This window comes from Paraburkholderia sp. RAU6.4a, assembly GCF_050435625.1.
In the GTDB taxonomy this organism is placed as follows: domain Bacteria; phylum Pseudomonadota; class Gammaproteobacteria; order Burkholderiales; family Burkholderiaceae; genus Paraburkholderia; species Paraburkholderia tuberum.
In genome coordinates this window covers 2,796,794-2,819,695 of sequence record NZ_JBNDKQ010000003.1, presented here as the reverse complement: position 1 = coordinate 2,819,695, position 22,902 = coordinate 2,796,794, and the positions used below count along the sequence as shown (strand labels likewise).

The 22,902-nt window shown below is 65.4% G+C and carries 17 protein-coding genes and 1 pseudogene; 2 read left to right on the top strand and 16 right to left on the bottom strand.

What is annotated here, in order from left to right:
* Positions 1-168: 168 nt before the first annotated feature.
* From OKW40_RS37505 to OKW40_RS37465, 9 genes and pseudogenes are all read right to left on the bottom strand, one after another.
* Positions 169-1,360, bottom strand: a pseudogene (locus OKW40_RS37505) (2Fe-2S iron-sulfur cluster-binding protein).
* A gap of 34 nt (positions 1,361-1,394) precedes the next feature.
* Complete coding sequence (locus OKW40_RS37500) at positions 1,395-2,681, bottom strand: aromatic ring-hydroxylating oxygenase subunit alpha (RefSeq protein WP_429493880.1); 1,287 nt, start codon at positions 2,679-2,681, stop codon at positions 1,395-1,397.
* 73 nt (positions 2,682-2,754) lie between these two features.
* On the bottom strand, positions 2,755-3,519 hold the full coding sequence (locus OKW40_RS37495; RefSeq protein WP_429493879.1) for an electron transfer flavoprotein subunit beta/FixA family protein: 765 nt from the start codon (positions 3,517-3,519) through the stop codon (positions 2,755-2,757).
* Positions 3,516-4,703, bottom strand: a complete 1,188-nt coding sequence (locus OKW40_RS37490) for an electron transfer flavoprotein subunit alpha/FixB family protein (RefSeq protein WP_429494006.1) — start codon at positions 4,701-4,703, stop codon at positions 3,516-3,518. The genes OKW40_RS37495 and OKW40_RS37490 overlap by 4 nt, the downstream gene beginning before the upstream one ends.
* A gap of 7 nt (positions 4,704-4,710) precedes the next feature.
* Positions 4,711-6,636: a (Fe-S)-binding protein gene (locus OKW40_RS37485; RefSeq protein ID WP_429493878.1), complete on the bottom strand. Its 1,926-nt coding sequence runs from the start codon at positions 6,634-6,636 to the stop codon at positions 4,711-4,713.
* 2 nt (positions 6,637-6,638) lie between these two features.
* Complete coding sequence (locus OKW40_RS37480; RefSeq protein WP_429493877.1) at positions 6,639-8,702, bottom strand: FAD-dependent oxidoreductase; 2,064 nt, start codon at positions 8,700-8,702, stop codon at positions 6,639-6,641.
* 25 nt (positions 8,703-8,727) lie between these two features.
* Positions 8,728-9,267: a DUF5943 domain-containing protein gene (locus OKW40_RS37475; RefSeq protein ID WP_184060213.1), complete on the bottom strand. Its 540-nt coding sequence runs from the start codon at positions 9,265-9,267 to the stop codon at positions 8,728-8,730.
* Positions 9,268-9,312: 45 nt separating this feature from the next.
* On the bottom strand, positions 9,313-10,284 hold the full coding sequence (locus OKW40_RS37470) for a dipeptidase (RefSeq protein ID WP_429493876.1): 972 nt from the start codon (positions 10,282-10,284) through the stop codon (positions 9,313-9,315).
* Between the two features lie 18 nt (positions 10,285-10,302).
* Positions 10,303-11,577: a serine hydroxymethyltransferase gene (locus OKW40_RS37465; RefSeq protein WP_429493875.1), complete on the bottom strand. Its 1,275-nt coding sequence runs from the start codon at positions 11,575-11,577 to the stop codon at positions 10,303-10,305.
* Between the two features lie 418 nt (positions 11,578-11,995).
* Here OKW40_RS37465 and OKW40_RS37460 point away from each other — a divergent pair, with 418 nt between their 5' ends.
* Positions 11,996-12,991 carry a GlxA family transcriptional regulator gene (locus tag OKW40_RS37460; protein WP_429493874.1) on the top strand — a complete coding sequence of 332 codons (996 nt, stop codon included), beginning with the start codon at positions 11,996-11,998 and terminating at the stop codon, positions 12,989-12,991.
* Positions 12,992-13,010: 19 nt separating this feature from the next.
* Here OKW40_RS37460 and fdhA read toward each other — a convergent pair whose 3' ends face one another.
* On the bottom strand, positions 13,011-14,210 hold the full coding sequence (gene fdhA, locus OKW40_RS37455) for a formaldehyde dehydrogenase, glutathione-independent (protein ID WP_184060221.1): 1,200 nt from the start codon (positions 14,208-14,210) through the stop codon (positions 13,011-13,013).
* A 280-nt stretch (positions 14,211-14,490) separates the two neighbouring features.
* Here fdhA and ampC point away from each other — a divergent pair, with 280 nt between their 5' ends.
* On the top strand, positions 14,491-15,672 hold the full coding sequence (gene ampC / locus OKW40_RS37450; protein ID WP_429493873.1) for a class C beta-lactamase: 1,182 nt from the start codon (positions 14,491-14,493) through the stop codon (positions 15,670-15,672).
* 12 nt (positions 15,673-15,684) lie between these two features.
* Here ampC and OKW40_RS37445 read toward each other — a convergent pair whose 3' ends face one another.
* The 6 genes from OKW40_RS37445 to OKW40_RS37420 are packed head-to-tail and all read right to left on the bottom strand — an operon-like array spanning position 15,685 to position 22,658.
* Positions 15,685-15,948: a hypothetical protein gene (locus OKW40_RS37445; protein ID WP_018425089.1), complete on the bottom strand. Its 264-nt coding sequence runs from the start codon at positions 15,946-15,948 to the stop codon at positions 15,685-15,687.
* Positions 15,949-15,981: 33 nt separating this feature from the next.
* A complete protein-coding gene (locus OKW40_RS37440; RefSeq protein WP_429493872.1) occupies positions 15,982-16,638 on the bottom strand; it encodes a sarcosine oxidase subunit gamma in 657 nt (218 codons plus the stop codon).
* Positions 16,628-19,630 (bottom strand): sarcosine oxidase subunit alpha family protein, encoded by a 3,003-nt coding sequence (locus OKW40_RS37435; RefSeq protein ID WP_429493871.1) that lies wholly within the window; start codon positions 19,628-19,630, stop codon positions 16,628-16,630. The genes OKW40_RS37440 and OKW40_RS37435 overlap by 11 nt, the downstream gene beginning before the upstream one ends.
* Positions 19,627-19,962, bottom strand: coding sequence for a sarcosine oxidase subunit delta (locus tag OKW40_RS37430; RefSeq protein ID WP_429403148.1), 336 nt, complete (start codon positions 19,960-19,962; stop codon positions 19,627-19,629). Before OKW40_RS37430 ends, OKW40_RS37435 begins: the two co-directional genes overlap by 4 nt.
* 17 nt (positions 19,963-19,979) lie before the next feature.
* Entirely contained in the window at positions 19,980-21,224 is a 1,245-nt protein-coding gene (locus OKW40_RS37425) for a sarcosine oxidase subunit beta family protein (RefSeq protein WP_429493870.1), read from the bottom strand.
* Positions 21,225-21,263: 39 nt separating this feature from the next.
* Positions 21,264-22,658: an L-serine ammonia-lyase gene (locus OKW40_RS37420; RefSeq protein ID WP_429493869.1), complete on the bottom strand. Its 1,395-nt coding sequence runs from the start codon at positions 22,656-22,658 to the stop codon at positions 21,264-21,266.
* Between the last annotated feature and the right edge of the window lie 244 nt (positions 22,659-22,902).

Genomic DNA, 22,902 nt, shown 5'->3' with positions numbered 1-22,902 from the left:
GATCCATTTGCCCATTGACGCGTTTGCCATCGAACCGCACATCGCGTATTTAGAATCGCCAACCAGAATTGCCGGGTAGCGTTGTTTTTCGACATGCAGTTGTCCGCATGCGACATCCACGCAAATCCGCCCAGTGTTTGCCGTGTTCTTGCGGTGTTATCAGTCGTATTACTTGTCGACGACGAGATCGGTCAGCGGCTTGCTACAGCACAGCAGCACCATGCCCTGATCGATCTCGCGCTGACGGATACCGCCCGCGTGCTTCATCGCCACTTCGCCGGACACGAGCTTCACCTTGCAGGTGCCGCACATGCCTTGCGTGCACGACGCCGGCAGCCGCACGCCCGCCTGCTTCGCCGCATCGAGCACATGCTGGCCGCCGCCGCACTCGATCTCGCGATGACTGCGCGTAAAGCTCACCTTGAAACGCGTGGCGGTTTCGGCCGGCGCGCACGCATCGCTCAGCGTGTGCGCGACATGCGCTTCGGCCAATTGCGCGGCCACTTCGCTGACGGTCTCGAACGAGAAGCTTTCCTCGTGATAGTGCTGGCGATCGAAGCCGCCTTCATCGAGCAGATTGCGCACCGCCTGCATATACGGCGCGGGGCCGCACGTGAAAATCTCGCGCTCCAGAAAATCCGGCGCAATCAGTTTCAGCAGCGGCAGCGTCAGAAAGCCGGTGATGCCGGGCCAATTGGTGCGCGCGCCCACGCGTTCGCAGACGAACGCGGTGCGGAAATGCGCCTGATTGGCGGCGATCAGATCGAGCTCGCGCGCGAAGATGATGTCGTCCGGCGTACGCGCGCTGTGCACGAAGACGATATCGCTGTCCTCGCCGAGTTCATGATGCGCGCGGCTCATCGACATCAGCGGCGTGATGCCCGAGCCCGCCGACAAAAACAGCAACTTGCGCGCCGGATGCCGCGCGCAGGTGAATTCGCCGGCTGGGCCCAGCACGCGTACCTGCATACCCGCATGCAGATGGTCGTGCAGCCAGTTGGACACCGGGCCGCCCGGCACGCGCTTGACGGTGATCGAAATCGTATGCGGCCGGGTGGGCGCAGACGAGATCGTATAGCAGCGATTGACGCGCTCGCCGTCAATCTCCAACTCCAGCGTGATGAATTGCCCCGGCTCGAACGCGAACGCCCGACCGGATGGCGCGCGGAAGAAGAAACTCTTTCACGTCGTGCGTTTCGCTGCGGACCTGGCAGCACTCCAGCGTGTCGTCGGCGTCGCTGTTCCAGCGCGCCGGCAGCGCGTCCCAGAAGCGCGGCTGCGTGACGCGGCTCGGCGCGTCAGCTGGAATCTGCGAAGTCTGCTCGATGTCCGGTTGAAACATGGCCTGATCGCGCATCATGGTTGTCCCCCCGCTCCTCATTGCGGTCTTGCGCTCAGCGCACGAACGACACGACTTTCTCGTCTTGCACCGCCCGCGAGTTCGCGTCGTAATCCGCGAGACGGCCGATATACCACTCGCAGAACTTTTCGACGAGTCCTTCGGTAAACGGCGAATAAGGACCCGGCTCATACGCACTGCTCGTCGCGCCGCGCTGCGAATATTCGACGAGCGCGCGATCCTGGTCGTTGGTCGCGCGCCATACGGCGGTCAGATTGTCGACGTCGTAATCGATGCCTTCGCGCGCGTCCTTGTGCACGAGCCATTTGGTGCGCACCAGCGTCTTGCCGGCCGACAGCGGAATCACCGAGAAACTGACGATGTGGTCGCTCATGAAGTGATGCCACGAGTTCGGCTGGGTCCAGAACGACAGGCCGCCGAGATCCGCATGCTTCAAACCGCCGAGCAGCTTCTTCGAGGCGACCTTCGCATCGAGTGTCTGCGATTCGCCGTCGCGATCGAGCGGCAGACGTTGCGTACGAAACCCGGTGACCAGGTCGGCGAGCCGCTCGATTTCCGCCGACGGCAACTGCATCGCCTCCCACTGCGCGGTGCGGCGCGCGACCGTCGTCTCGAACGCGGCCATGCCCTCCTCGTTCGCCGGCGTGCGCTGATAACCGAAACCATATTCGTACAGCGAGATGGTCAGCTCCGGATGGTTCGCCACGCAGTGATAGCACTCGCGATTGTTTTCCATCGTCAGCTTCCAGTTTCCCTCCTCGATGATGTCGATCGACGCGGCGATCTTGCAGCCGGCCAGATCGTGCGGCAACAGATACGGTTCCATCGCGGCGCGCATCACGGCGAAATCGGCGGGCGGCTGCTCGGCGAGGCAGATGAAAATCAGTCCGGCGAGATTTTCGACATGCACCGCTTTCAGACTATGTTTGCAGCGCTCGAACTGCTCGCCCATGTGCTCGGCGAACATCAGGTCGCCATTGAGGCTATACGTCCAGCTGTGATACGGACAGACGATATTGCCAAGCGAGCCCTTGCCGGTATTGCACAGACGCGCGCCGCGGTGGCGGCATACGTTATGAAACGCACGCACCCGCATGTCGTCGTCGCGCACGATCAGGATCGAATCGTCGCCGATCTCGACCGTCACATAGTCGCCCGGCTCGGGCACGTCGGGCTCGACCGCGACCTGAATCCAGTGCCGACGGAAAATCGCGTCGATGTCGAGCGCGAAGATGGGCTCGCTGGTATAGAACGGCGCTTCCAGCGTGTAATTCTGCTTGCGGCGTTCGATCATTGCGCGAACGTCTGCGGAAACTTTCATTGTTTGCTCCGTTGCGTGTCACGTCTGGCGCCGCGCCAGGCCCTCCTGGTCGCATGCTGGCCCGAGCCGGAATTCAGTAATCCACCAGTTGATGCTCGCGCAAATACGCGAGTATCACTTGTGCTTTTTCGACGGAACTCCCTTCAATTACGACGCTGCCGCCGCGGCTCTCGGTCGTCGTCGCCGACAGCATGCGCGCGTGGCCTGAGCGCTTTTCGGCGGCGGCGAGGCGCACCGGTTTCGCTGTGGCGGGGCCGATCGTCCATGCGGACTGTTCGGGAGTGGTCCCGTGCCGCGCGACGGCGCGCTCGATCGTGCCTTCGCGCATCCGTGCATACGCGTACGACGTCGCGACGTTCGCGAGCGGATGCACGGCAACCAATGCCGGCAGCCGCACTTCGACGCGCCGTCGCAGGCCCTTCGGCATGAACTGCCGGACCTGCGCTCGACCGTCGCGCAGCGCCACATCGACGGCGGCGCCGACGAGCGGCACCGCCAGCGCATGCGCGACGCGATACGGCAGCATGCCGCTATCGAAACCGCCTTCGGCGCGCGTGCCGGTCAGCACCAGCTCGTAGCCACGCAAACGCCCGGCGAGTTGCGGCGCAGGATCGGCGTCGGGCGGCATCTCGAGCACTTCGACCGAACGCGCGCCGAGCGCCAGATACTCGTTCAACGCGGCGTTCGACGGATCGCCCGCGTGCAGCACGTCGAGCGTCGCGCCATGCGTTCTGACGAGCGACAGCGCCAGCGTCAACGCCGCCGCATCGTTGCGGCTGTAGCGCGCGACGCCGCTGACCGGGTGACGTCCGACTGAAACCAGCACGGCGATCTTCATGCGAGCACTCCTTCGGCAAGCTTGCCCGGCCGCAGCAGCGCGGCCGAGGTGGCGCGGGCACCGCGCGCCGCGGCCGCCGCCTCGTCGAGCGCCGCGATGGTTTCCTGCGCGTCGGCGATCACGGTCAGATTCGCGCGCTTCGCGATCGGCGCGCTCGCGTCGAGATTCACCGCGATCACATGGCGGCAATCCTTGATGCCCTGCAGATGCTGCACCGCCCCCGAGATGCCGAACGCGATATACACGCTCGCCTCGACGGTCTTGCCGGTCGCGCCGATCTGCTTGTCGCGCGTGAACTTGCCGTCGTCGACGGCAACCCGGCTTGCACCGATCGCGGCGCCAAGGGTCGTCGCGAGTCGCTCGAACGCGGGCACGTCGCTGACGCCGTTGCCCGCCGACACGATGAAATCCGCCTCCTCCAGCGCGACCTGCGCCGCGTCGATTTCGTCGATGCCGAGATCGTGTATCGCTCGTGGCGCGACCGTGCTGTCCGCTTCGCGGTCGAAGCGCCACGCGACCCGCTCGCCCGCGCCGACGAACGGCAGCTTCGGATCGACCGCATTCGGCTCGAGCAGCACGACCTCGGGCAGCGCGCGGCCGGCGAGCGCCGTATTCGCGCGAATATAGGTGCACACGTGCCCGGCAGCGATCTCGACGACGTGCGTCGCGACGCTTGCATCGGCCACCGCCGCATAGCGGCGGCCGAGGTCGCCGTCGCCGGTCGCGTTGTCGGGCAGCAAGACATGGGCTGGCGCGTAGGCCGCGACGCAGGCCGCCAGCGCATTCAGTTCATCGTCCGGCGCGTACGTGCGGGGTTCGAACATCGGCAATTCGATCAGCTTGTCGGCGCCGAGCGTGGCGGCATCGCCGGTGAATTCGCCGAACACCAGCAGCACGACTTCGCTGTGCGTGTCCGCGATCAGCGCGGCAGCCGCGAGCGTCTGGCGCGCATGTTGATCGAGCGCGCCGCGGTCCGCGTGCGCCGCGACCAGCAGCACATGGCGCGGCGCGGCCGTCGTGCGGCGCGGCTTCGGCTGTTCGCGATGCGCGGCGTGACGCGCATCAGCCAGCGACGCACTGCCGCCGGCGTCCACGATGCCAATGACGCCGAGCGTGATGCGCCTGAGTCCCTGTGCCGTCACCGTGAACGGCCGGCGCGGATCGATTCGTTTGAGCGTATTCATCATCGCGTTACTCCAGCGCCGCGGCGACCAGTTCGGCGACGTCCAGCACTTCCGGTCGCGGACCCACCACCCCTTCGAGCATCGCGGTGCAATTCGGACAGCCGACCGCGACGATCTCCGCGCCGCACGCGCGCGCGTCGTCGATACGGATGTCGGGAATCCGCCGTTTGCCGGGAATATCGGTCAGCGGTGCGCCGCCGCCACCGCCGCAGCAGCGTCCGCGCAGGCCGTGACGCTCCATCTCGACCACCTTGATGCCGATGCTCTTCAGCACCCGGCGCGGCGCTTCCGTCTCGCCGTTGTAGCGGCCCAGATAGCACGGGTCGTGATACGTGACGTTGCGCGCCGCGACGGCGGCGGCCGCGCGCGGCGACAGCTTGCCGCTCGCGATCAGTTCGTCGATCAGCGCCGTGTGATGCTGGACCTGATAGAACCCGCCGAGCGCGCGATACTCGTTGCGCAGGCTATGCAGCACATGCGGATCGGCGGTAACGATGCGCGCGAACGAGTACTGCGCGAGCGTCCCGATCAGCGTACGGGCCAGTTGCTGGAACGTCGCTTCGTCGCCGAGTCGCCGCGCGGTGTCGCCGGTATCGGTCTCGACACCGCCCAGCACCGCGTAATCGACGCCCGCGCGGTTCAGCACCTTGACGAGCGCGCGCAGCGTGCGCTGATAGCGCATGTCGAACGCGCCTTCGCCGACGATCAGCAGCACGTCCACGTGACGGCCCGGTTGCGCGACCTGCACCTGCAGATCGACGGCCCAGTCGTAGCGCGCGCCGATGTCGTAGCCGTTGAGGCTGCCGGTTTCGCGCAGATTCGCGAGCGTCGCCGGCCCCTTGCCCGGCACGCTGCCTTCGACGAGCGTCTGATTGCGGCGCATGTCCACGATCGCGTCCACGTGCTCGATCAGCATCGGGCACTCCTGCACGCAGGCGCGGCAGGTCGTGCAGGACCACAGCGTGTCCGCTTCGATCAGCGTCGAGATCAGCGGCTTGGCGGGCGCGCCCGCGTGCTTGCCGACCGGAATGCCGGGCGTCGGGCTGCCTGCGTACTGCGCGTCGGTGCCGCCGACCATGCCGGTTACCAGATCCTGAATCAGCTTCTTCGGATTGAGCGGCTGACCGGCCGCGAACGCGGGGCACGCCGCTTCGCATTTGCCGCATTGCACGCAGGCGTCGAAGCTGAGCAACTGGTTCCAGCGGAATTCGACTGGCTTGCCGACGCCGTATTCCTTCGCGTCGAGCAGCGGGGTTTTAAGCGCGGTGGGCGGCACGGCATCGCGAGCGTGACGCGCTGCGCTGGAATCGGCAAAGCGCTCCTGACGCGGATGAAACGCGAGGTGCAGCAGACCGGCCACCGCATGTTTCATCGGGCCGCCACGCGCCGCGCCGAACGTCATCGTGAACGCGCCCGCCGCGATCAGCAGCGCGACGATCACGGCGAACGCGCCGGACATCGCCGTCGCGGGCAGCCCGACGAATAGCACGAGACCGAGCGCGAACGCGCCGAGCAGCAGCGGCAACTGATCCCACGGGCCGCGCGACAGCCGCGCCGGCACCGTCTTCGCGCCATGCCGGCGGCGCCAGACGAACACCGTGCCGATCAGCATCGCCAGCGCGGCGAGAAAGATCAGCTTGTCGAGCCACGGCGAGTAGATCGCGAGGCCGTAGTTGACGAACACGAGCGCCATCGCGAGGATCGCTCCGCCCGCCGTGGCAACGTGCGTGCGGGCGATATACGGATCGCGCGCGACCACATGATGCAGGTCGACGAAGTAGCGCTTCGGGATCGCGAGCAGATTGGCCCAGCCATACGCGCCCGCGGCGGTCGCGCGGCCCTCGCGCCAGTAGGCGGCGCGGCGCGCCAGCGCGAACGCGAGACCGGCCACCGACACCCACAGCAGGACGGTGATGACAAACATGGGGCTCATCGTCAGAAATCCTTGCAAAGGCGCAGCGCGTCGTAGATCGCGCCGTGAATGTTGTGCATGGAGATGCAGTCGCCGACCCGGAACAGCAGGAAGCGGCCGTCGCCGAGTTGCTCGTCCAGACACGGCTGCGGTTCGGACGCGAACAGTTTGTGCACGTCGACCTGGCCGCGATTGACCGATTCAGGCTTCAGCTTCCAGTAAAGCCGGTCGTTCGGCGTACTGCCGTTTTCGATCACCACCTGATCGACCGCGCGCTCCTCCTGCTCCTCGGTGTACTCGTTGCGGATCACGGCGATCTTCTTGCCGTCCTCCTCGTACACCCTGTCGAGCCAGTAATTGGGCGTATGGATCACGCCTTGCGCGTACAGACGGCGATAGAAGATCGGGAACGTGGTGCCGCCGACGTCGTCGGCGACCTTGACGTCGGGCGTGACGATCTCCACGTTGGCGCCGCGGCTCGCTATGAAATCGGCGACGCCCGCGCCGGCATGCGTGCTGACGCCGTCGTACACGAGCACGTTCCTGCCCGGCTCGACCTTGCCGGCCAGCACGTCCCACGAACTGACCGCGAGCCCCGCGTCGACGCCCCACGCCGCGACCTGCGACGTGAACGCCGAACCGCCGGTGGCGAGCACGACGATGTCGGGCTTCTCGGCCATGATGGTCCGCTCGTCGGCGGCGACACCGAGGCGGCGGTCCACGCCGAGGCGCTTCGTCTCCATGTCGAACCAGCGCACGATGCCCGCCATCTGCTCGCGCTGCGGCGCTTTCGCCGCCAGCATGATCTGGCCGCCCACGTGATCGTTCTGTTCGAACAGCACCACGTCGTGACCGCGCGACTTCGCGACGCGCGCCGCTTCGAGCCCCGCCGGCCCCGCGCCGACCACCACGACCTTGCGCTTCGGCCCGCGCGACCTGGCGATCACGTGCGGCATCGTCGCTTCGCGCGAGGTCGCCGCGTTCTGCACGCATAGCACGTCGAGCCCGTTGTACTGACGGTCGATGCAGTAGTTCGCGCCGACGCACTGCCTGATTTCGTCCTCGCGGCCATCGCGGATCTTGATGACCATATGCGGATCGGCGATCTGTGCGCGCGTCATGCCGACCAGATCGACCATGCCGCTCGCGAGCAGCCGCTCGGCCTGGCCCGCGTCGCGAATGCTTTGCGCGTGCATCACCGGCACCTTGACGACCTGCTTGATGCCGGCCGCGAGATGCACGAACGGCTCGGGCGGCAGCGCCATCGGCGGCATGCAGTTGGCGAGCGTATTGTGGGTGTCCGCGCCGGAACCGATCACGCCGAGATAGTCGATCAGGCCGCTTTCGCTCATCGCCTGGGCAATCTCTTTCAGCTGCTCGTGATCGAGCCCGTCTTCATGGAATTCGTCACCGCACATGCGCAGGCCGACGCAGAAGTCGGCACCCACCGCCGCGCGCACCGCCTGCAACACTTCGACGCCGAAACGCAGGCGGTTTTCGAGCGAGCCGCCCCATTCGTCGGTACGGAAGTTGGTGCGCGGGCTCCAGAACTGATCGATCAGATGCTGGTGCGCCGCCGAGATCTCGATGCCGTCCATGCCCGCATCCTTCACGCGCTTCGCGGCCGCCGCGAAGTCGCCGATGATGCGGCGGATCTCTTCGACCTCGATGATCTTCGCGTTGCCGCGATGCACCGGCTCGCGCACTCCCGACGGCGACATTAGATGCGGCCAGTGCTCGCCGTGAAACGCCGAGCGGCGTCCCATGTGGGTGGCCTGAATCATGATTTTCGCGCCATGCGCGTGCATCGCTTCGGCGAGCCGCGCGAGCGGATCGACGATCCGGTCGGTGGCGAGATTCACCGACTTCCACCAGCCTTGCGGGCTGTCGATCGACACCGGGCTCGAACCGCCGCACACGGCGAGTCCGACTCCGCCCTTGGCCTTTTCCTCGTAGTACCGGATATAACGGTCGCCGGGCAGGCCACCCGGCTCCGCATAGACCTCCGCGTGCGCGGTACTGACGATGCGATTGCGCAGCGTCAGCTGGTTCAACGTGAGCGGCTTGAAAAGGTTCGGGTAACGCATCGCGATCGACCTCGGAATGCCCGGATTAAATTGACGCGAGCGGCGAGACTTCGAACACGCAGTGCTCGTGTCCCTCCGCCGCGCAGCGCGCTTCTTTCGACTGCGACGGCGGGCCCTTGCGCGCGCCGTCGGGCGCGGTATCGTTGACCCAGTCCATCGCGCCCGCGAACCAGCCGGCGAACATGTAGCAAAGCTTGCCGGTCTTGCCCGGTTGCGCGAGCACGAACGACGAGTGCCGCAATTCGATCCGCGCATGCGAGCTGGCCGGATCGGCTTCGATGATCCTGAAGATGCCCCAGCCGCGCTGCGACAGACGGTTCAGGTAATGCTCGAATACCGCCATGCCGGCAAGAGCATGTTGCTTCGCTTCCTTCTCGCACCAGAAATAGGCGGACTTGTGACCGGCCTTGTAGAGAATCCCGGCGTACGTATCGCGGCCGAGCGCTTCCTCGACGGCGACGTGGTTGTTGGTGAAGAAGTGGCGCGGCACGTACAGCATCGGCAGCGCGTCGGTGGTCCAGACGCCGGTGTCCGGATCGACGTCGATAGGCAGTTGGGGTTGCATGTGGAGACTCCGTTTCGTATCCGCTATGAAAACAAGGGCTAAAGCTCACGCCTTCCAGACTTCGCCGAACACCCGTACCCAGTTTTCGCCCATGATCTTGCGGATGCGCGTCTCGCTCCAGCCGGCGCGTTCCATCGCGGCGGTCAGGTTCGGAAACTCGCCGATCGTGCGAATGCCTTCGGGATTCACGACCTTGCCGAAGTTCGTCAACTGGCGATAACGGCCCTTGTCGTGCGTGATCCAGTCGAAAAACTCGGTGCTGTAGCCCTGCGTGAAATCCGTGCCGATCCCCACCTGGTCCTCGCCGATCAGGTTCACCACGTACTCGATCGCCTCGATATAGTCCTCGACGGTCGCGTCCGGTCCGCGCTTCAGGAACGGCGCGAACATCGTCACGCCGACGAAGCCGCCCGCGTCCGCGATCTCCTTCAGCTGCTCGTCGGTCTTGTTGCGCGGATGCTCCTTGAGCCCTGACGGGCAGCAATGCGAATAGCAGACCGGTTTCTTCGAAGCCGCGATCGCCTCTGACGACGTCTTGCCGCCCACATGCGACAGATCGACCATGATGCCGACGCGGTTCATCTCCTGAATCACTTCGCGCCCGTAGCCGGACAGACCGCCGTCGCGTTCGTAGCAGCCGGTGCCGACCAGGTTCTGCGTGTTGTAGCAAAGCTGCACCACGTTGACGCCGAGATCCTTGAACGCTTCGATATAGCCGAGGTTGTCCTCGAACGCATGCGCGTTCTGGAAGCCGAAGATGATGCCGGTCTTGTTCTCTTTCTTGGCGCGGAAGATGTCGTCGGTGGTGCGCACCAGCGTGAGGATCTCGCTGTATTGGCGGATTTGCTGCTTCATTTCGGCGATGTTGTCGACGGTCTTCTGAAAACTCTCCCAGACCGACACCGTGCAGTTCACTGCGGTCACGCCGCCCTTGCGCATGTCCTCGAACACCGAGCGCTCGAACTTCGAAATGTTCAGCCCGTCGATGATGATGCTGTTTTCGTGCAGTTGACTCACCGTTTGCTCCACGCGTACTCAGTAAATGGGAAAGCGCTCGCACAGCGCGAAAATCTCGCGGCGCACGCGTTGTTCGGTTGCGGCATCGCCTTCGGGCGACACGCGCAGCGCATCGAGCACCTCGACGATCAGACGCCCGACCTCGCGAAACTCGCTGACGCCGAAGCCACGTGTCGTGGCCGCCGGTGTGCCGAGGCGGATGCCGGAGGTGATGGTCGGCTTCTCCGTATCGAACGGAATGCCGTTCTTGTTGCAGGTGATGCCCGCGCGCTCCAGCGCCTGTTCGACCTGATTGCCCTTGAGCCCCTTCGGCCGCAGATCGACCAGCAGCAGATGGTTGTCGGTGCCGCCCGTCACCAGATCGACGCCGCCCGATGTGAGCACCTCGCCCAATGCCCGCGCGTTCGCGAGCACGCTGTCGATATAGGTTTTGAAGTCCGGCTGCAGCGCCTCGCCGAATGCGACCGCCTTGCCGGCGATCACGTGCATCAGCGGGCCGCCCTGCAAGCCGGGGAACACGGCAGAGTTGATCTTCTTTGCGATCTCCTCGTCGTTGGTCAGCACGAATCCGCCGCGCGGACCGCGCAAGGTCTTGTGGGTGGTCGACGTGACCACGTGCGCATGCGGGACCGGATTGTCATGGCGGCCCGCCGCGATCACGCCGGCGATATGCGCCATGTCCACCATCAGCTTCGCACCGGCGCCATCGGCGATCGCGCGCAGCCGCGCGAAGTCGAGCGCGCGCGGATAGGCGGAGAAGCCGGCGATCAGCAGCGTCGGCTTGTGCTGTTGCGCCAGTTCCTCGATCTGCTCGTAGTCGATCAGCATCGTGTCGCGCCGCACGCCGTACTGCACCGCGGTGAACCACTTGCCCGACATCGCGGGTTTCGCGCCGTGCGTCAGATGCCCGCCCGCGTCGAGCGACATGCCGAGCACCGTGTCGCCCGGCCTGGTGAGCGCGAGCATCACCGCGCCGTTCGCCTGCGCGCCGGAATGCGGCTGCACGTTGGCGAACTTCGCGTCGAACAGCTGCTTGATGCGATCGAGCGCGAGCGTCTCGATCGCGTCGACGTATTCGCAACCGCCGTAGTAACGCTTGCCCGGATACCCTTCCGCGTACTTGTTGGTCAGCACCGAGCCCTGCGCGTCGAGCACCGCGCGCGACACGATGTTTTCCGACGCGATCAGCTCGACTTGCGACTGCTGACGCTCGAGCTCTTTCAGAATGGCGCCGCGCACGGCCGGGTCGCGCGCCGCTAGCGAGTCGTCGAAGAAGGGATTCGGGTTCGACATGGAAGGTCCGTGAGATCGTTGACGGGAAGGCCGCTACGGGTTGCCGGCGGGATCGCGCTACCGCTTTGCCCTAGGTCTATTCTTGACGGTCGCCCGGCGCGTCTATTTACGAATTCAGACGCGTTCTTTGCCTTTTCCGCCATGCGCAACCTTTTTCGACAAGTCGGCGCGATCCGCGCGCTCAGCGCTGCACTACAACGCAGTATTCCTGCGCCGATCGGGTGCGCTGCAAGGGCGTCGCCGCGCTGTTCCGGTGCCGCGCGGATGCTTTCATCAGTCGATTGCTTAGCTATTCCAGGCTTTGTGCGCAGTATCCAAGGGTTTAGCCTGATGGCACGGTAGTTGCCCTGATACTCAGAATTCAGATAGTCGCCCTCCCCACGGCGACGCGACATTTACATCAGGAATCACCGTTCCCATGTCCACCGATCGCACGGCATCGTTGTCGCATTTCGCATTCATGCCGGTCCCCAACTTCACGATGATCGCCTTCACGAACGCGATCGAAGTGCTACGCATGGCGAACTATCTGACGGGCCAGACGCTTTACCGCTGGTCGATCGTGAGTCCCGCCGGCGGGCCGGTCATGGCGAGCAACGGGTTATCCGTCGATACGGGGCCGGTCGAATGCGTCGGGCAACCCGACATCGTGTTCGTGGTCGGCGGCATCGACGTGCAGCGCTCCACCACCGCCGAGCATCTGTCCGCGCTGCGCCGTTTCGCGCGCATGGGCTGCGTGCTGGGCAGTCTTTGCACGGGCACCTATGCGCTCGCGCGCGCCGGCCTGCTGGCCGGTTATGCGTGCGCGATTCATTGGGAAAACATGTCGGCGCTGAAGGAAGAGTTTCCCGATACGCGCTTTCTGAAAGAACTGTTCGTGATCGATCGCGATCGCGTGACCTGTACCGGCGGCGTCGCGCCGCTCGACATGATGCTGAACCTGATCGCGCCGCGTGTTGGCACCGCTCGGGTCACGCAGATCGCCGAGCAGTTCATCGTCGAACACGTGCGCGACACCAGCGCGCAGCAGAAGATGCCGCTCGTCGCGCGGCTCGGCTCGGCCAACAAGTCGCTGTTCGAAGTGATATCGCTAATGGAGAACAACATCGAGGAGCCGCTGTCGCGCGAAGAGCTGGCGCGCCTCGCCGGCATGTCGCAAAGGCAGTTGCAACGGCTGTTCCGCGAGCATCTGGGCATGACGCCGACGCACTACTATCTGACACTGCGCCTGCGGCGCGCGCGCGAGCTGCTGTTGCAGACCGACATGTCGATCATGCACATCACGATGGCGTGCGGCTTCCAGTCGGCCTGCCACTTCTCGAAGAGCTATCGCGATGCGTTCGGCACCGCGCCGACGCGCGAGCGTCGCAAGCAGGTGCCTTCGCTATCGAACGCGCCGGTGATGGCCGCTTGATACCAGCGGCCAACGAACCTCAAGCGGCCTTCAACAACCCGTGCGGGTCGATCACAAACTTCTTCGGCGCGCCGCCGTCGAATTGCCGGTAACCCTCGGGCGCATCGTCGAGCGACACCACCGTCACGTTGACGATGTCGGCGATCGGCAAACGGTCCCACAGGATCGCCTGCATCAGATTGCGGTTGTACTTCATGACCGGCGTCTGCCCGGTGTGGAACGAGTGCGATTTGGCCCAGCCGAGCCCGAAACGCAAGCTGAGGCTGCCCTGGCGCGCGGCGGCATCGGTCGAGCCCGGATCGTCGGTCACGTAGAGTCCGGGAATGCCGATCGCGCCGGCCGCGCGGGTAATTTCCATCAGCGAATTGAGCACCGCGGCCGGGGCCTCCTCGTGTGAAGCGCTGCTGCCGTGACCGTGTGCTTCGAAGCCGACGCAGTCCACCGCGCAATCCACTTCGGGCTTGCCGAGAATCTGCTCGATCTGTTCGCCGAGCGTCGCGTCCTTCGACAGATTGATAGTCTGGAAGCCCATCTTGCGCGCATGCGCAAGGCGTGCCTCGTTCATGTCACCGACGATCGTGCAGGCCGCACCCAGGAGGCGCGCGGACGCGGCCGCCGCCATGCCGACCGGGCCCGCGCCCGCGATGTAGACGCTCGCACCGGGCTGCACGCCGGCCATCACCGCGCCGTGATAGCCGGTCGGCAGAATGTCGGACAGGCACGTCAGGTCACGGATCTTCGACATCGCCTGCGCGCGGTCGGGAAATTTCAGCAGGTTGAAGTCCGCGTACGGCACCAGCACGTATTCGGCCTGGCCGCCGATCCATCCGCCCATGTCGACGTAGCCATACGCGCCGCCCGCGCGCGACGGGTTTACGTTCAGGCACACGCCGGTATGCTGCGCCTTGCAGGTCGGGCAGCGCCCGCAGGCGACGTTGAACGGCACCGACACCAGATCGCCGACCTTCAGCGTCTCGACATCGCGCCCGACCTCGATCACTTCGCCGGTAATCTCGTGCCCAAGTACGAGGCCGACCTCGGCGGTCGTGCGGCCACGCACCATGTGCTGATCGGAGCCGCAGATATTCGTGCTGACCACTTTCAGGATCACGCCGTGGCCGATCGAACGGCCGCGAGGATCGACCATCTTCGGGTAGTCGATCGATTGCACTTCGACCATACCCTGCCCCAGATACACGACGCCGCGATTGCTGCTCATTGTCTCGTCTCCATGTTCGTGAGCGGCACGCCCCGCACGCCGCGCGGCGCACCGTTTCACCAGCGTAGCGGCCGCCCGGAGCGACACCTGTGTCGAACCCGACACGCGTTTGGCTTCAGCCGACAACGCCGGCGCCGCTCGGATTGCCGCCCACAACTTTTTCTTTACCGTCGCCTAACTTATCCTCGTTTGCCAGCGGTTCGCAAAAGCCCGATAGTGCTGCCTCAGCCGAATCGCCGATCCACCGATTCACACTCCCCCGACCGAGGACCCGTTTGCCATGAAGACCCGAGCGCTCAAACTGATAACAACCGCCAAGTTCGCGCTGTTCACGCTCTGCGCGATCTCACCCGTCGGCCACGCGGCCGAGCCCACCGCCGCGCAACTCCAACCGACCATCGATGCCGCGATCAGGCCGCTGATGGCGAAGTACCATATCGCCGGCATGGCGATCGGCGTGATCGACGACGGCAAGCCCTACGTCTACAACTACGGCGTCGCATCGACGCAAACCGGCAAGCCGGTCACACGCGATACGCTGTTCGAACTTGGCTCGGTCAGCAAGACCTTCACGGCGACGCTCGCGTCGTATGCGCAGCTCGACGGCAAGCTGTCGTTGTCGGACGGCACGGAACGCTATCTGCCGACGCTGCGCGGCCGCCCGTTCGGCAAAGTCAGCCTGCTGAACCTCGGCACGCACACGCCTGGCGGTCTGCCGCTCCAGGTGCCGGACGACATCCATAACGACGCGCAATTGCTGCGGTACTTCCACGACTGGGAGCCCGCTCATGCGCCCGGCACGTTCCGCACCTACTCGAATCCCGGCATCGGCACGCTCGGCCTGATCACCGCGAAGACCATGGGACAGGATTTCACCGTGCTGATGCAGCAACGCGTCTTTCCGGCGCTCGGCATGAAGAACAGCTACATCGACGTCCCCGCGGCGAAAATGCCGGACTATGCGCAGGGCTATGCGAAAGACGGCGCGCCGATCCGCCTGACGGGCGGCGTGATTTCCGCCGAAGCGTACGGGGTGAAGTCGACCGCCGCCGACATGCTGCGTTACGTGCAGGCAAACATGAATCTGATTCCGCTCGACAGTCAGTGGCAGCGCGCGATCACGGACACGCATACCGGCTACTTCCAGTCCGGCGTGCTGACCCAGGATCTGATCTGGGAGCAGTACCCGTATCCGGTCGCGTTGCCGACCTTGCTGGCCGGCAATTCGCCGGAGATGGTCCTCAACGGGACGCCGTCGACCGCAATCAAACCGCCGCTGCCGCCGCAGCAGAACGTCTGGATCAACAAGACCGGATCGACCAACGGCTTCGGCGCGTATGTCGCGTTCGTGCCACAAAAGCGCATCGGTATCGTGATGCTCGCCAACCGCAATTTCCCGAACGAGGCCCGCGTGAGCGCCGCGCATCAGATCCTCACGGCACTGGATGGCGGCAAGCCCTGATACAGCGTGGACTTACGGGCGCAGCCGCGCACGCGCTGCGCCGGCGATCCGCGCGAGCGCATCCGCGCTCAGACGAGCCGCGATTTTCTCGACGTACGCATGATGTCGCGCTTCGAGGGGCGCACCGAGCTCCCGCGCGAGCAGATAGCGGATCAGCGCAATGCGCCGATGACGCAGCGCGATACTTTGATCGAGCAGCGCGAGCGCGGCGCCGGCATCGCGCTCATCGCACGCGCGTGCCGTGAGAAGCGAGGTGGCCGCGCGTGCCGACGTCATGGCGCGAAATCAGCAAAGCGAAGCGCGCGTCGCTCAGCACATCAACGGCTCGGCGGCGTCGAGCATGATCCTGACGAAGTAATCCGCGAAGCTGCGACGCACGACGATGTCGAAACTGTCGGCGCCCGTGGGCAGCAACGTGATCGACGCCTTGAAATAGTGGCTCTGCGCGCACTGCCCCAGGCCGAAAAGTTTGGGATGCAGATCGAGCGGACAGCCGCGCGCGAGCACGTCGCGCGTGCGCGTGCCGGTGATTTCAAGCACCGTATAGCCGCTGCCCACATCGACCGCCGATGCGAACACGCCCGCGAACGCCGCGCCGAGCTTCGCCTGCAACGGCGCCGTGCGCGTCGCATCGTGCGCGGTCTCCGAACGCACGAGCCATTCGTCGGGGCCGAGCCAGACCATGTCGTAGCCGTTGCCGCGCGCGACGGTGTTCGGCTTCTCCGGCGGCTTGCAGCCGATCACCTGTTCCACCGCGCGAATGAACGCCGCGTCGCGCGTATCGCCGCGCACGTTCACGAGTTCGAGAAATGGCCGCTCGCCGAGCCGGAACGCGGCGGTCGCGTTGGCCTGATGCTGTTTCAGCAGCCCATCCACACCGACCAGCGGCGACTCCTGCCACGCGCCGTTTTGCCGCCCGAGCGTGCGGTCCACGATGGACACCGTCCCGCCTGTTTCATTCCACATGTTGACGTGCTCCTTCGCTGTCGTAGAACACCGGACTCGCGATCTTCGCCGCGATCTGTTTGCCGCTCGCGAGCGGAATCGTGACGGTCGTGCCGATCTTGTCGAGACCGCCCTTGACGACCGCCATCGCGATCGAGCGTTGCAGAATCGGGCTGTAATAGCTCGACGTGACGTGCCCGAGCATCGGCGCGGTGTCGCCCTGGAACGGACCGGCGACGATCTGCGAGCCCTCGGGTATCACGAACGACGCATCTTCCGCGAGCAGCCCGACCAGTTGCTTGCGTCCCGCCTTCGCGGTGTCCGAGCGGGCGAGCGAGCGCTTGCCGAGAAAGTCCTTCGACTTCGCGACGAGCCCGCCCATGCCGAGGTCGTGCGGCGTCATCGAGCCGTCCGTATCCTGGCCGACGATGATGTAGCCCTTCTCCGCGCGCAGCACGTGCATCGTCTCGGTGCCGTACGGCGTGATGTCGAACTCCGCGCCCGCGGCCATCAACGCTTCCCACACCGCGCGTCCGACGTTGGCCGGCACGTTCACCTCGTACGCGAGTTCGCCCGAGAAGCTGATGCGCATCACGCGCGCCGCCGCGCCCGCGACGGTGCCTTCACGATACGTCATGAACGGAAACGCCGCGTTCGCGAAGTCGATGTCGTCGCAGACCTTTTGCAGCACCCTGCGGCTCATCGGGCCGACTACCGCAAAAGTTGCCCAGTGATCGGTGACCGACGCTAGCCGCACGCGCAGGTCGGGCCATTCGGTTTGCAGCCAGCGTTCGAGCCACGTGAGCACACGCGCCGCGCCGCCGGTGGTGGTCGTCATCATGTAGTGCTGCTCGGCGAGGCGCACGGTCACGCCGTCGTCGAAGATCATGCCGTTTTCGTCGAGCATCAGGCCGTAGCGGCACTTGCCGACTTCGAGCTTGGTCCACGGATTCGTGTACACCCAGTTCAACAGTTTCGCGGAATCGGGGCCCTGAATATCGATCTTGCCTAGCGTCGACGCATCGAGGATGCCGACGCTTGTGCGCACCGCGAGCGCTTCGCGCGCAACCGCCGCGTGCAGATCCTCGCCCGCTTTCGGGTAATACCACGGACGCTTCCAGTTGCCGACGTCCTCGAACGCCGCGCCGTGTTCCACGTGCCATTCGTGTACCGCCGTCTTGCGCACCGGATCGAGCAATTCGCCCAATTCCCGGCCGGCGAAGGTGCCGAACGTGACCGGCGTGTAGTTCGGCCGGAACGTCGTCGTGCCGGTCTCGGGAATGGTCTTACCGAGCGCCTGGGCGAGAATCGCCATGCCGTTGATGTTGCCGAGCTTGCCCTGGTCGGTGCCGAAGCCCATCGCGGTGTAGCGCTTCACGTGTTCGACGGATTCGAAGCCTTCGCGCGCCGCGAGGAAGATATCGGCCGCCGCGACGTCGTTCTGGAAGTCGACGAACTGCTTGGGCCCGCGCGTGGCCAACTCGCGTCCGCCGACGAGCCACAGCGGTTCCAGCTTCGTTTCGCTCAGTTCGGCGACCTGCACCGGCTTTGGCCGCGCGACGATGTGCCCGGCCGCGCGCGCCGCTTCGACGCCGGCGTCGAGCGCGAAGCGGATGCCCTGGCCGAGCGTGAAGTCGCCCGCGCAGGCGCCGACACTGGTCTCAGGCTGGACCGCCTTGCCCGGCACGAAGCAGGCCTTGTCGTCATGCCAATGGGCCTTGCCGCCCGACTGCGCGAACAGATGCAGCACTGGGCTCCAGCCACCCGACATCGCGAGCAGATCGCACGGCAGTTGGCCCTGCTGAGCGGTGATTTGCCCTTTCGCATACGAAGCGAGCGACACCGACGCGACGCGCAGCTTGCCATGCGCCGCCGTGGCGACCGTGCCGTTCAGCACCTTGATGCCATGGCGGCGCGCAAGCGCGGGCAGCGTGCCCTTCGATTCGCCCGCGCGCGGATCGATGACGCTCACCTGCGCGCCGGCCGCCTTCAGGTCGAGCGCGCATTGATAGCCGTCGTCGTTGTTCGTGAACACGATCGCATTGCGACCCGGCAGTACCGCATACCGATGCAGATAGCTCGACACCGCCGACGCGAGCATCACGCCAGGCAGATCGTTGTTGCCGAACACGATCGGCCGTTCATGTGCGCCGGTCGCGAGAATCACGCGTTTCGCGCGGATCTTCCACAGCAGTTCGCGCGTGCCCTTGCGCTGCGACACGGGCAGATGATCGGTCAGGCGCTGCGTGACCGTGACGAGATTGTGGTCCTGATAGCCGAACGCGGTGCTGCGGCTCAGGATCTTCACATCGGGCAACTGCCGCAATTCGTCCTCGATTTTCTGCACCCACTGAAGCGCGGGCTTGCCGGCGATCTCCGCGCCGCAGGACAGCAGCGAGCCGCCCAGCTCGGGCTGATCGTCGACGAGCGTCACGCGCGCGCCGGACAAGGCCGCCGCGTGCGCGGCCGCGAGCCCGGTCGGGCCGCCGCCGACCACCAGCACGTCGCAATGCGCGAAGCACTTGTCGTAGCGGTCCGCGTCGCGCTGTCGCGGCGCGGTGCCGAGGCCGGCCGCGTCGCGAATCGCTTCCTCGTACTTCGGCCAGAGTTTGCGCGGCCACATGAAGGTCTTGTAGTAGAAGCCCGCCGGAATGAAGCGCGCGATCTTCTGGTTGATCGCCATGCGGTCCTTCTCGATGCTCGGTTTCGCGTTCACGCTGCTCGCGACGAGCCCCTGGTACAACTCGACCTCGGTGGCGCGCGCGTTCGGCACCGTGTAGGCGCCGGTCTCGAGCTGCACGACCGCGTTCGGCTCCTCGACGCCCGCGGTCACGATGCCGCGCGGCCGATGATATTTCCAGCTGCGCGCGACGAAATGCATGCCGTTCGCGAGCAATGCGGACGCGAGCGTATCGCCTTGATAACCCTGATACTCGACGCCGTTGAACGTGAAGCTCAGCGCGATCGCGCGATTGATGCGCCCGCCGGTCGGGAGTCGGTCTTTCTGGCTCATGGTGCTTTGCCCTCTTGTGCCTTTACCTGTGCGTTTGCTGCCTGTGTATCGGTACTGTCCAGCGCCAGCAACGGACGCTCGAACGTCTGATAGCCCTGGAACGCATAGCTGACCGTGTCGCGCTGCGCCTTGAACCAGCGGCGGCAGCCCTGCGTGTGGAACCATTGCTCGCGATGCACGCCGCGCGGGTTCTTGCGCATGAAAAGGTAGTCGCCCCATTCCTTGTCGGTGAGCTTGTCCGTGTCGAGCGGGCGGGCAATGTCCGCCTCGCCGCCGCACGAGAATTCGGTTTCGGCGCGGGGACCGCACCAGGGGCATTCGATCAGCAGCATCTGTGTCTCCTTGTCGACTAGTGGGCCACGGCGGCAGCGCCATGCTCATCGATCAGATGACCGGTATAGAACCGGTCCAGCGAAAACGGCGCGTTCAACGGATGGGGTTCGTCCTTCGCGATCGTGTGCGCAAAGACCCATCCCGAGCCGGGCGTCGCCTTGAAGCCGCCCGTCCCCCAGCCGCAGTTGAAATACAGTCCCTTCACATCGGTCTTGCTGATGATCGGGCACGCGTCCGGCGACACATCGACGATGCCGCCCCACTGCCGGTTCATCCGCACGCGGGAAAACACCGGGAACATCTCGACGATCGCCTCGAGCGTGCCCTCGATGATCTGGAAGCTGCCGCGCTGCCCAAAGCCCGTGTACTGATCGACGCCCGCGCCGATCACGAGATCGCCCTTGTCGGACTGGCTGATATACGCGTGGACCGCATTCGACATCACGACCGTGTTGACGACCGGCTTGATCGGCTCCGACACCAGCGCCTGCAACGGATGGCTTTCGAGCGGCAGTCGCACGCCGGCCATGTCGGCGAGCGTCGACGTGTTGCCGGCCGCGACCACCGCGACCTTCTTCGCCTTGATGAAACCTTTCGTCGTGTCGACGCCCGTCACCTGGCTGCCGTCGCGGCGAATGCCGACGACCTGGCAGTTCTGCACGATATCGACGCCGGCCTGATCGGCGCCGCGCGCGAAGCCCCACGCCACCGCATCGTGCCGCGCCACGCCGCCGCGCCGCTGGAGCGATGCGCCGAGCACCGGGTAGCGGCTGTTCAGATTGATGGTCGGCTCGAGTTCCTTGATCTGCGCGGGCGTGAGAAATTCGGCGTCGACGCCGTTCAGGCGGTTCGCGTTGACGCGGCGTTCGGTGTCGCGCACGTCCTGCAGCGTATGCGCGAGATTCATCACGCCGCGCTGGCTGAACATCACGTTGTAGTTCAGATCCTGCGCGAGCCCTTCCCACAGCTTCATCGCCTTCTCGTAGAGCGCGGCGGATTCGTCCCACAGGTAGTTCGACCGCACGATCGTCGTATTGCGCGCGGTGTTGCCGCCGCCGATCCAGCCCTTCTCGAGCACCGCGACATTGCGCACGCCATGCTCCTTCGCGAGGTAGTACGCGGTCGCGAGACCGTGCCCGCCGCCGCCGACGATCACGACGTCGTATTCACGTTTAGGCTCGGGGCTGCGCCATTGCCGCTCCCAGTTCTCGTGATACGACATCCCGTTGCGTAGCAGGCTGAATATCGAATAGCGGCTCATCGTCGTTCCTTTGCGGTTTTGCAGATGCGGTGTAGCGGTTCAACACTCGATGACGTTCACGGCCAGTCCGCCGCGCGACGTCTCCTTGTATTTCGTCTTCATGTCGGCGCCGGTTTCGCGCATGGTGCGGATCACACTGTCGAGCGACACCACGTGCTTGCCGTCGCCCTTCATCGCGAGGCGGGCCGCGTTGATCGCCTTGATCGCGCCCATCGCGTTGCGCTCGATGCACGGAATCTGCACCAACCCGCCGACCGGATCGCAGGTCATGCCGAGGTTGTGTTCCATGCCGATTTCGGCGGCGTTCTCGACCTGGGTGGGCGTGCCGCCCATCACGGCCGCGAGCGCGGCGGCGGCCATCGAGCAGGCCACGCCCACTTCGCCCTGGCAGCCCACCTCGGCGCCGGAGATCGACGCCGTTTCCTTGTAGATGATGCCGATCGCCGCGGCGGTCAGCAGGAAGTCGACGATGCCGGCGTCGTTCGCCGCATGCATGAATTTCACGTAGTAGTGCAGCACTGCCGGGATCACGCCGGCCGCGCCATTGGTCGGCGCGGTGACGACCCGGCCGCCCGCGGCGTTCTCCTCGTTGACGGCCATCGCGTACAGGTTGACCCAGTCGAGCATCGACAGCGGGTCGCGCAGCGATTCCTCCGAGCGTGCGCGCAAGCGCTCGCACAGCTCGGCCGCGCGACGCTTCACGTGCATCGGGCCGGGCAACTCGCCGCGCGCCTTGCAACCGCGCTCGACACATGCGGCCATCGTGCGCCAGATCGCCAGCAGGCCCTCGCGCACTTCGTCCTCGGGCCGGGTCGCGCATTCGTTGCGCAACGTCACTTCGGCGATGGACAGGCCGCTTTCGCGGCACACGCGCATCAGATCGTCGCCGGTGCGAAACGGATACGGCACCTCCGCGTTGGCGCGCCGGCCGTTCACGCGATCGCCGTCGCGATTGACGACGAAGCCGCCGCCGATCGAGAAGTACTCTTTTTCGACGAGCAGTTGACCGTTCTCGTCGAAGGCCTGGAAGCGCATGCCGTTCGGATGCACGACGCCCGAGCCCGGCGCGCCCGGCATCAGCTTGCGCAAGAAGCCGACATGTTCGCGCTCGTCGAACGCGACCGGATGCTTGCCGAGCAGCACGAGCTGGCGGGTCTCGCGGATCGCGCGCAGCCGCGGCTCGATCAGCTCAGGATCGAGCCGGTCGGGCAGATTGCCTTCGAGGCCGAGCAGCACCGCCTTGTCGGTGCCGTGGCCCTTGCCGGTCGCGCCGAGCGAGCCGAACAGCTCGGCTCTGACGCGCCGCACGAAGCCGAGCAGATTCGCGTCCTCGATGTGCGATGCGAAGCGGCATGCGGCGATCATCGGCCCGACCGTGTGCGAGCTGGATGGACCGATGCCGATCTTGAACAGATCGAAGACGCTGACGTTCATGGCGTGCCTTGTGCGTTGTGTCTTGCGTGTTGCGTGTTGCGATGACCGGAAGCGCTTCGACTCGACTCATGCGCCCGGACGGAATGTGCGTCTATTGCACCGCACGCCGGGCCGGATCGATAGAATAAAAACGGCATCGCAATGGGATGGCGTCGTCAGGTGAACCGCCAGGCGGGTCTTCCGGCGCATTTGCGATGACTTGGGACGCATTTGCGACAGGCGCCCCGATTGCGGCCGGCAATGC

Bases quoted from the DNA above. Each gene is read 5' to 3' on its own strand.
- fdhA (WP_184060221.1), bottom strand. From the start codon at position 14,210: ATGAGCAGCAATCGCGGCGTCGTGTATCTGGGGCAGGGTATGGTCGAA.
- OKW40_RS37425 (WP_429493870.1), bottom strand. From the start codon at position 21,224: ATGAGCCGCTATTCGATATTCAGCCTGCTACGCAACGGGATGTCGTAT.
- OKW40_RS37460 (WP_429493874.1), top strand. From the start codon at position 11,996: ATGTCCACCGATCGCACGGCATCGTTGTCGCATTTCGCATTCATGCCG.
- OKW40_RS37465 (WP_429493875.1), bottom strand. From the start codon at position 11,577: ATGTCGAACCCGAATCCCTTCTTCGACGACTCGCTAGCGGCGCGCGAC.
- OKW40_RS37440 (WP_429493872.1), bottom strand. From the start codon at position 16,638: ATGTGGAATGAAACAGGCGGGACGGTGTCCATCGTGGACCGCACGCTC.
- OKW40_RS37480 (WP_429493877.1), bottom strand. From the start codon at position 8,702: ATGCGTTACCCGAACCTTTTCAAGCCGCTCACGTTGAACCAGCTGACG.
- OKW40_RS37475 (WP_184060213.1), bottom strand. From the start codon at position 9,267: ATGCAACCCCAACTGCCTATCGACGTCGATCCGGACACCGGCGTCTGG.
- OKW40_RS37420 (WP_429493869.1), bottom strand. From the start codon at position 22,658: ATGAACGTCAGCGTCTTCGATCTGTTCAAGATCGGCATCGGTCCATCC.
- OKW40_RS37495 (WP_429493879.1), bottom strand. From the start codon at position 3,519: ATGAAGATCGCCGTGCTGGTTTCAGTCGGACGTCACCCGGTCAGCGGC.
- OKW40_RS37500 (WP_429493880.1), bottom strand. From the start codon at position 2,681: ATGAAAGTTTCCGCAGACGTTCGCGCAATGATCGAACGCCGCAAGCAG.
- OKW40_RS37490 (WP_429494006.1), bottom strand. From the start codon at position 4,703: ATGAATACGCTCAAACGAATCGATCCGCGCCGGCCGTTCACGGTGACG.
- OKW40_RS37430 (WP_429403148.1), bottom strand. From the start codon at position 19,962: ATGCTGCTGATCGAATGCCCCTGGTGCGGTCCCCGCGCCGAAACCGAA.
- OKW40_RS37435 (WP_429493871.1), bottom strand. From the start codon at position 19,630: ATGAGCCAGAAAGACCGACTCCCGACCGGCGGGCGCATCAATCGCGCG.
- OKW40_RS37485 (WP_429493878.1), bottom strand. From the start codon at position 6,636: ATGAGCCCCATGTTTGTCATCACCGTCCTGCTGTGGGTGTCGGTGGCC.
- OKW40_RS37445 (WP_018425089.1), bottom strand. From the start codon at position 15,948: ATGACGTCGGCACGCGCGGCCACCTCGCTTCTCACGGCACGCGCGTGC.
- ampC (WP_429493873.1), top strand. From the start codon at position 14,491: ATGAAGACCCGAGCGCTCAAACTGATAACAACCGCCAAGTTCGCGCTG.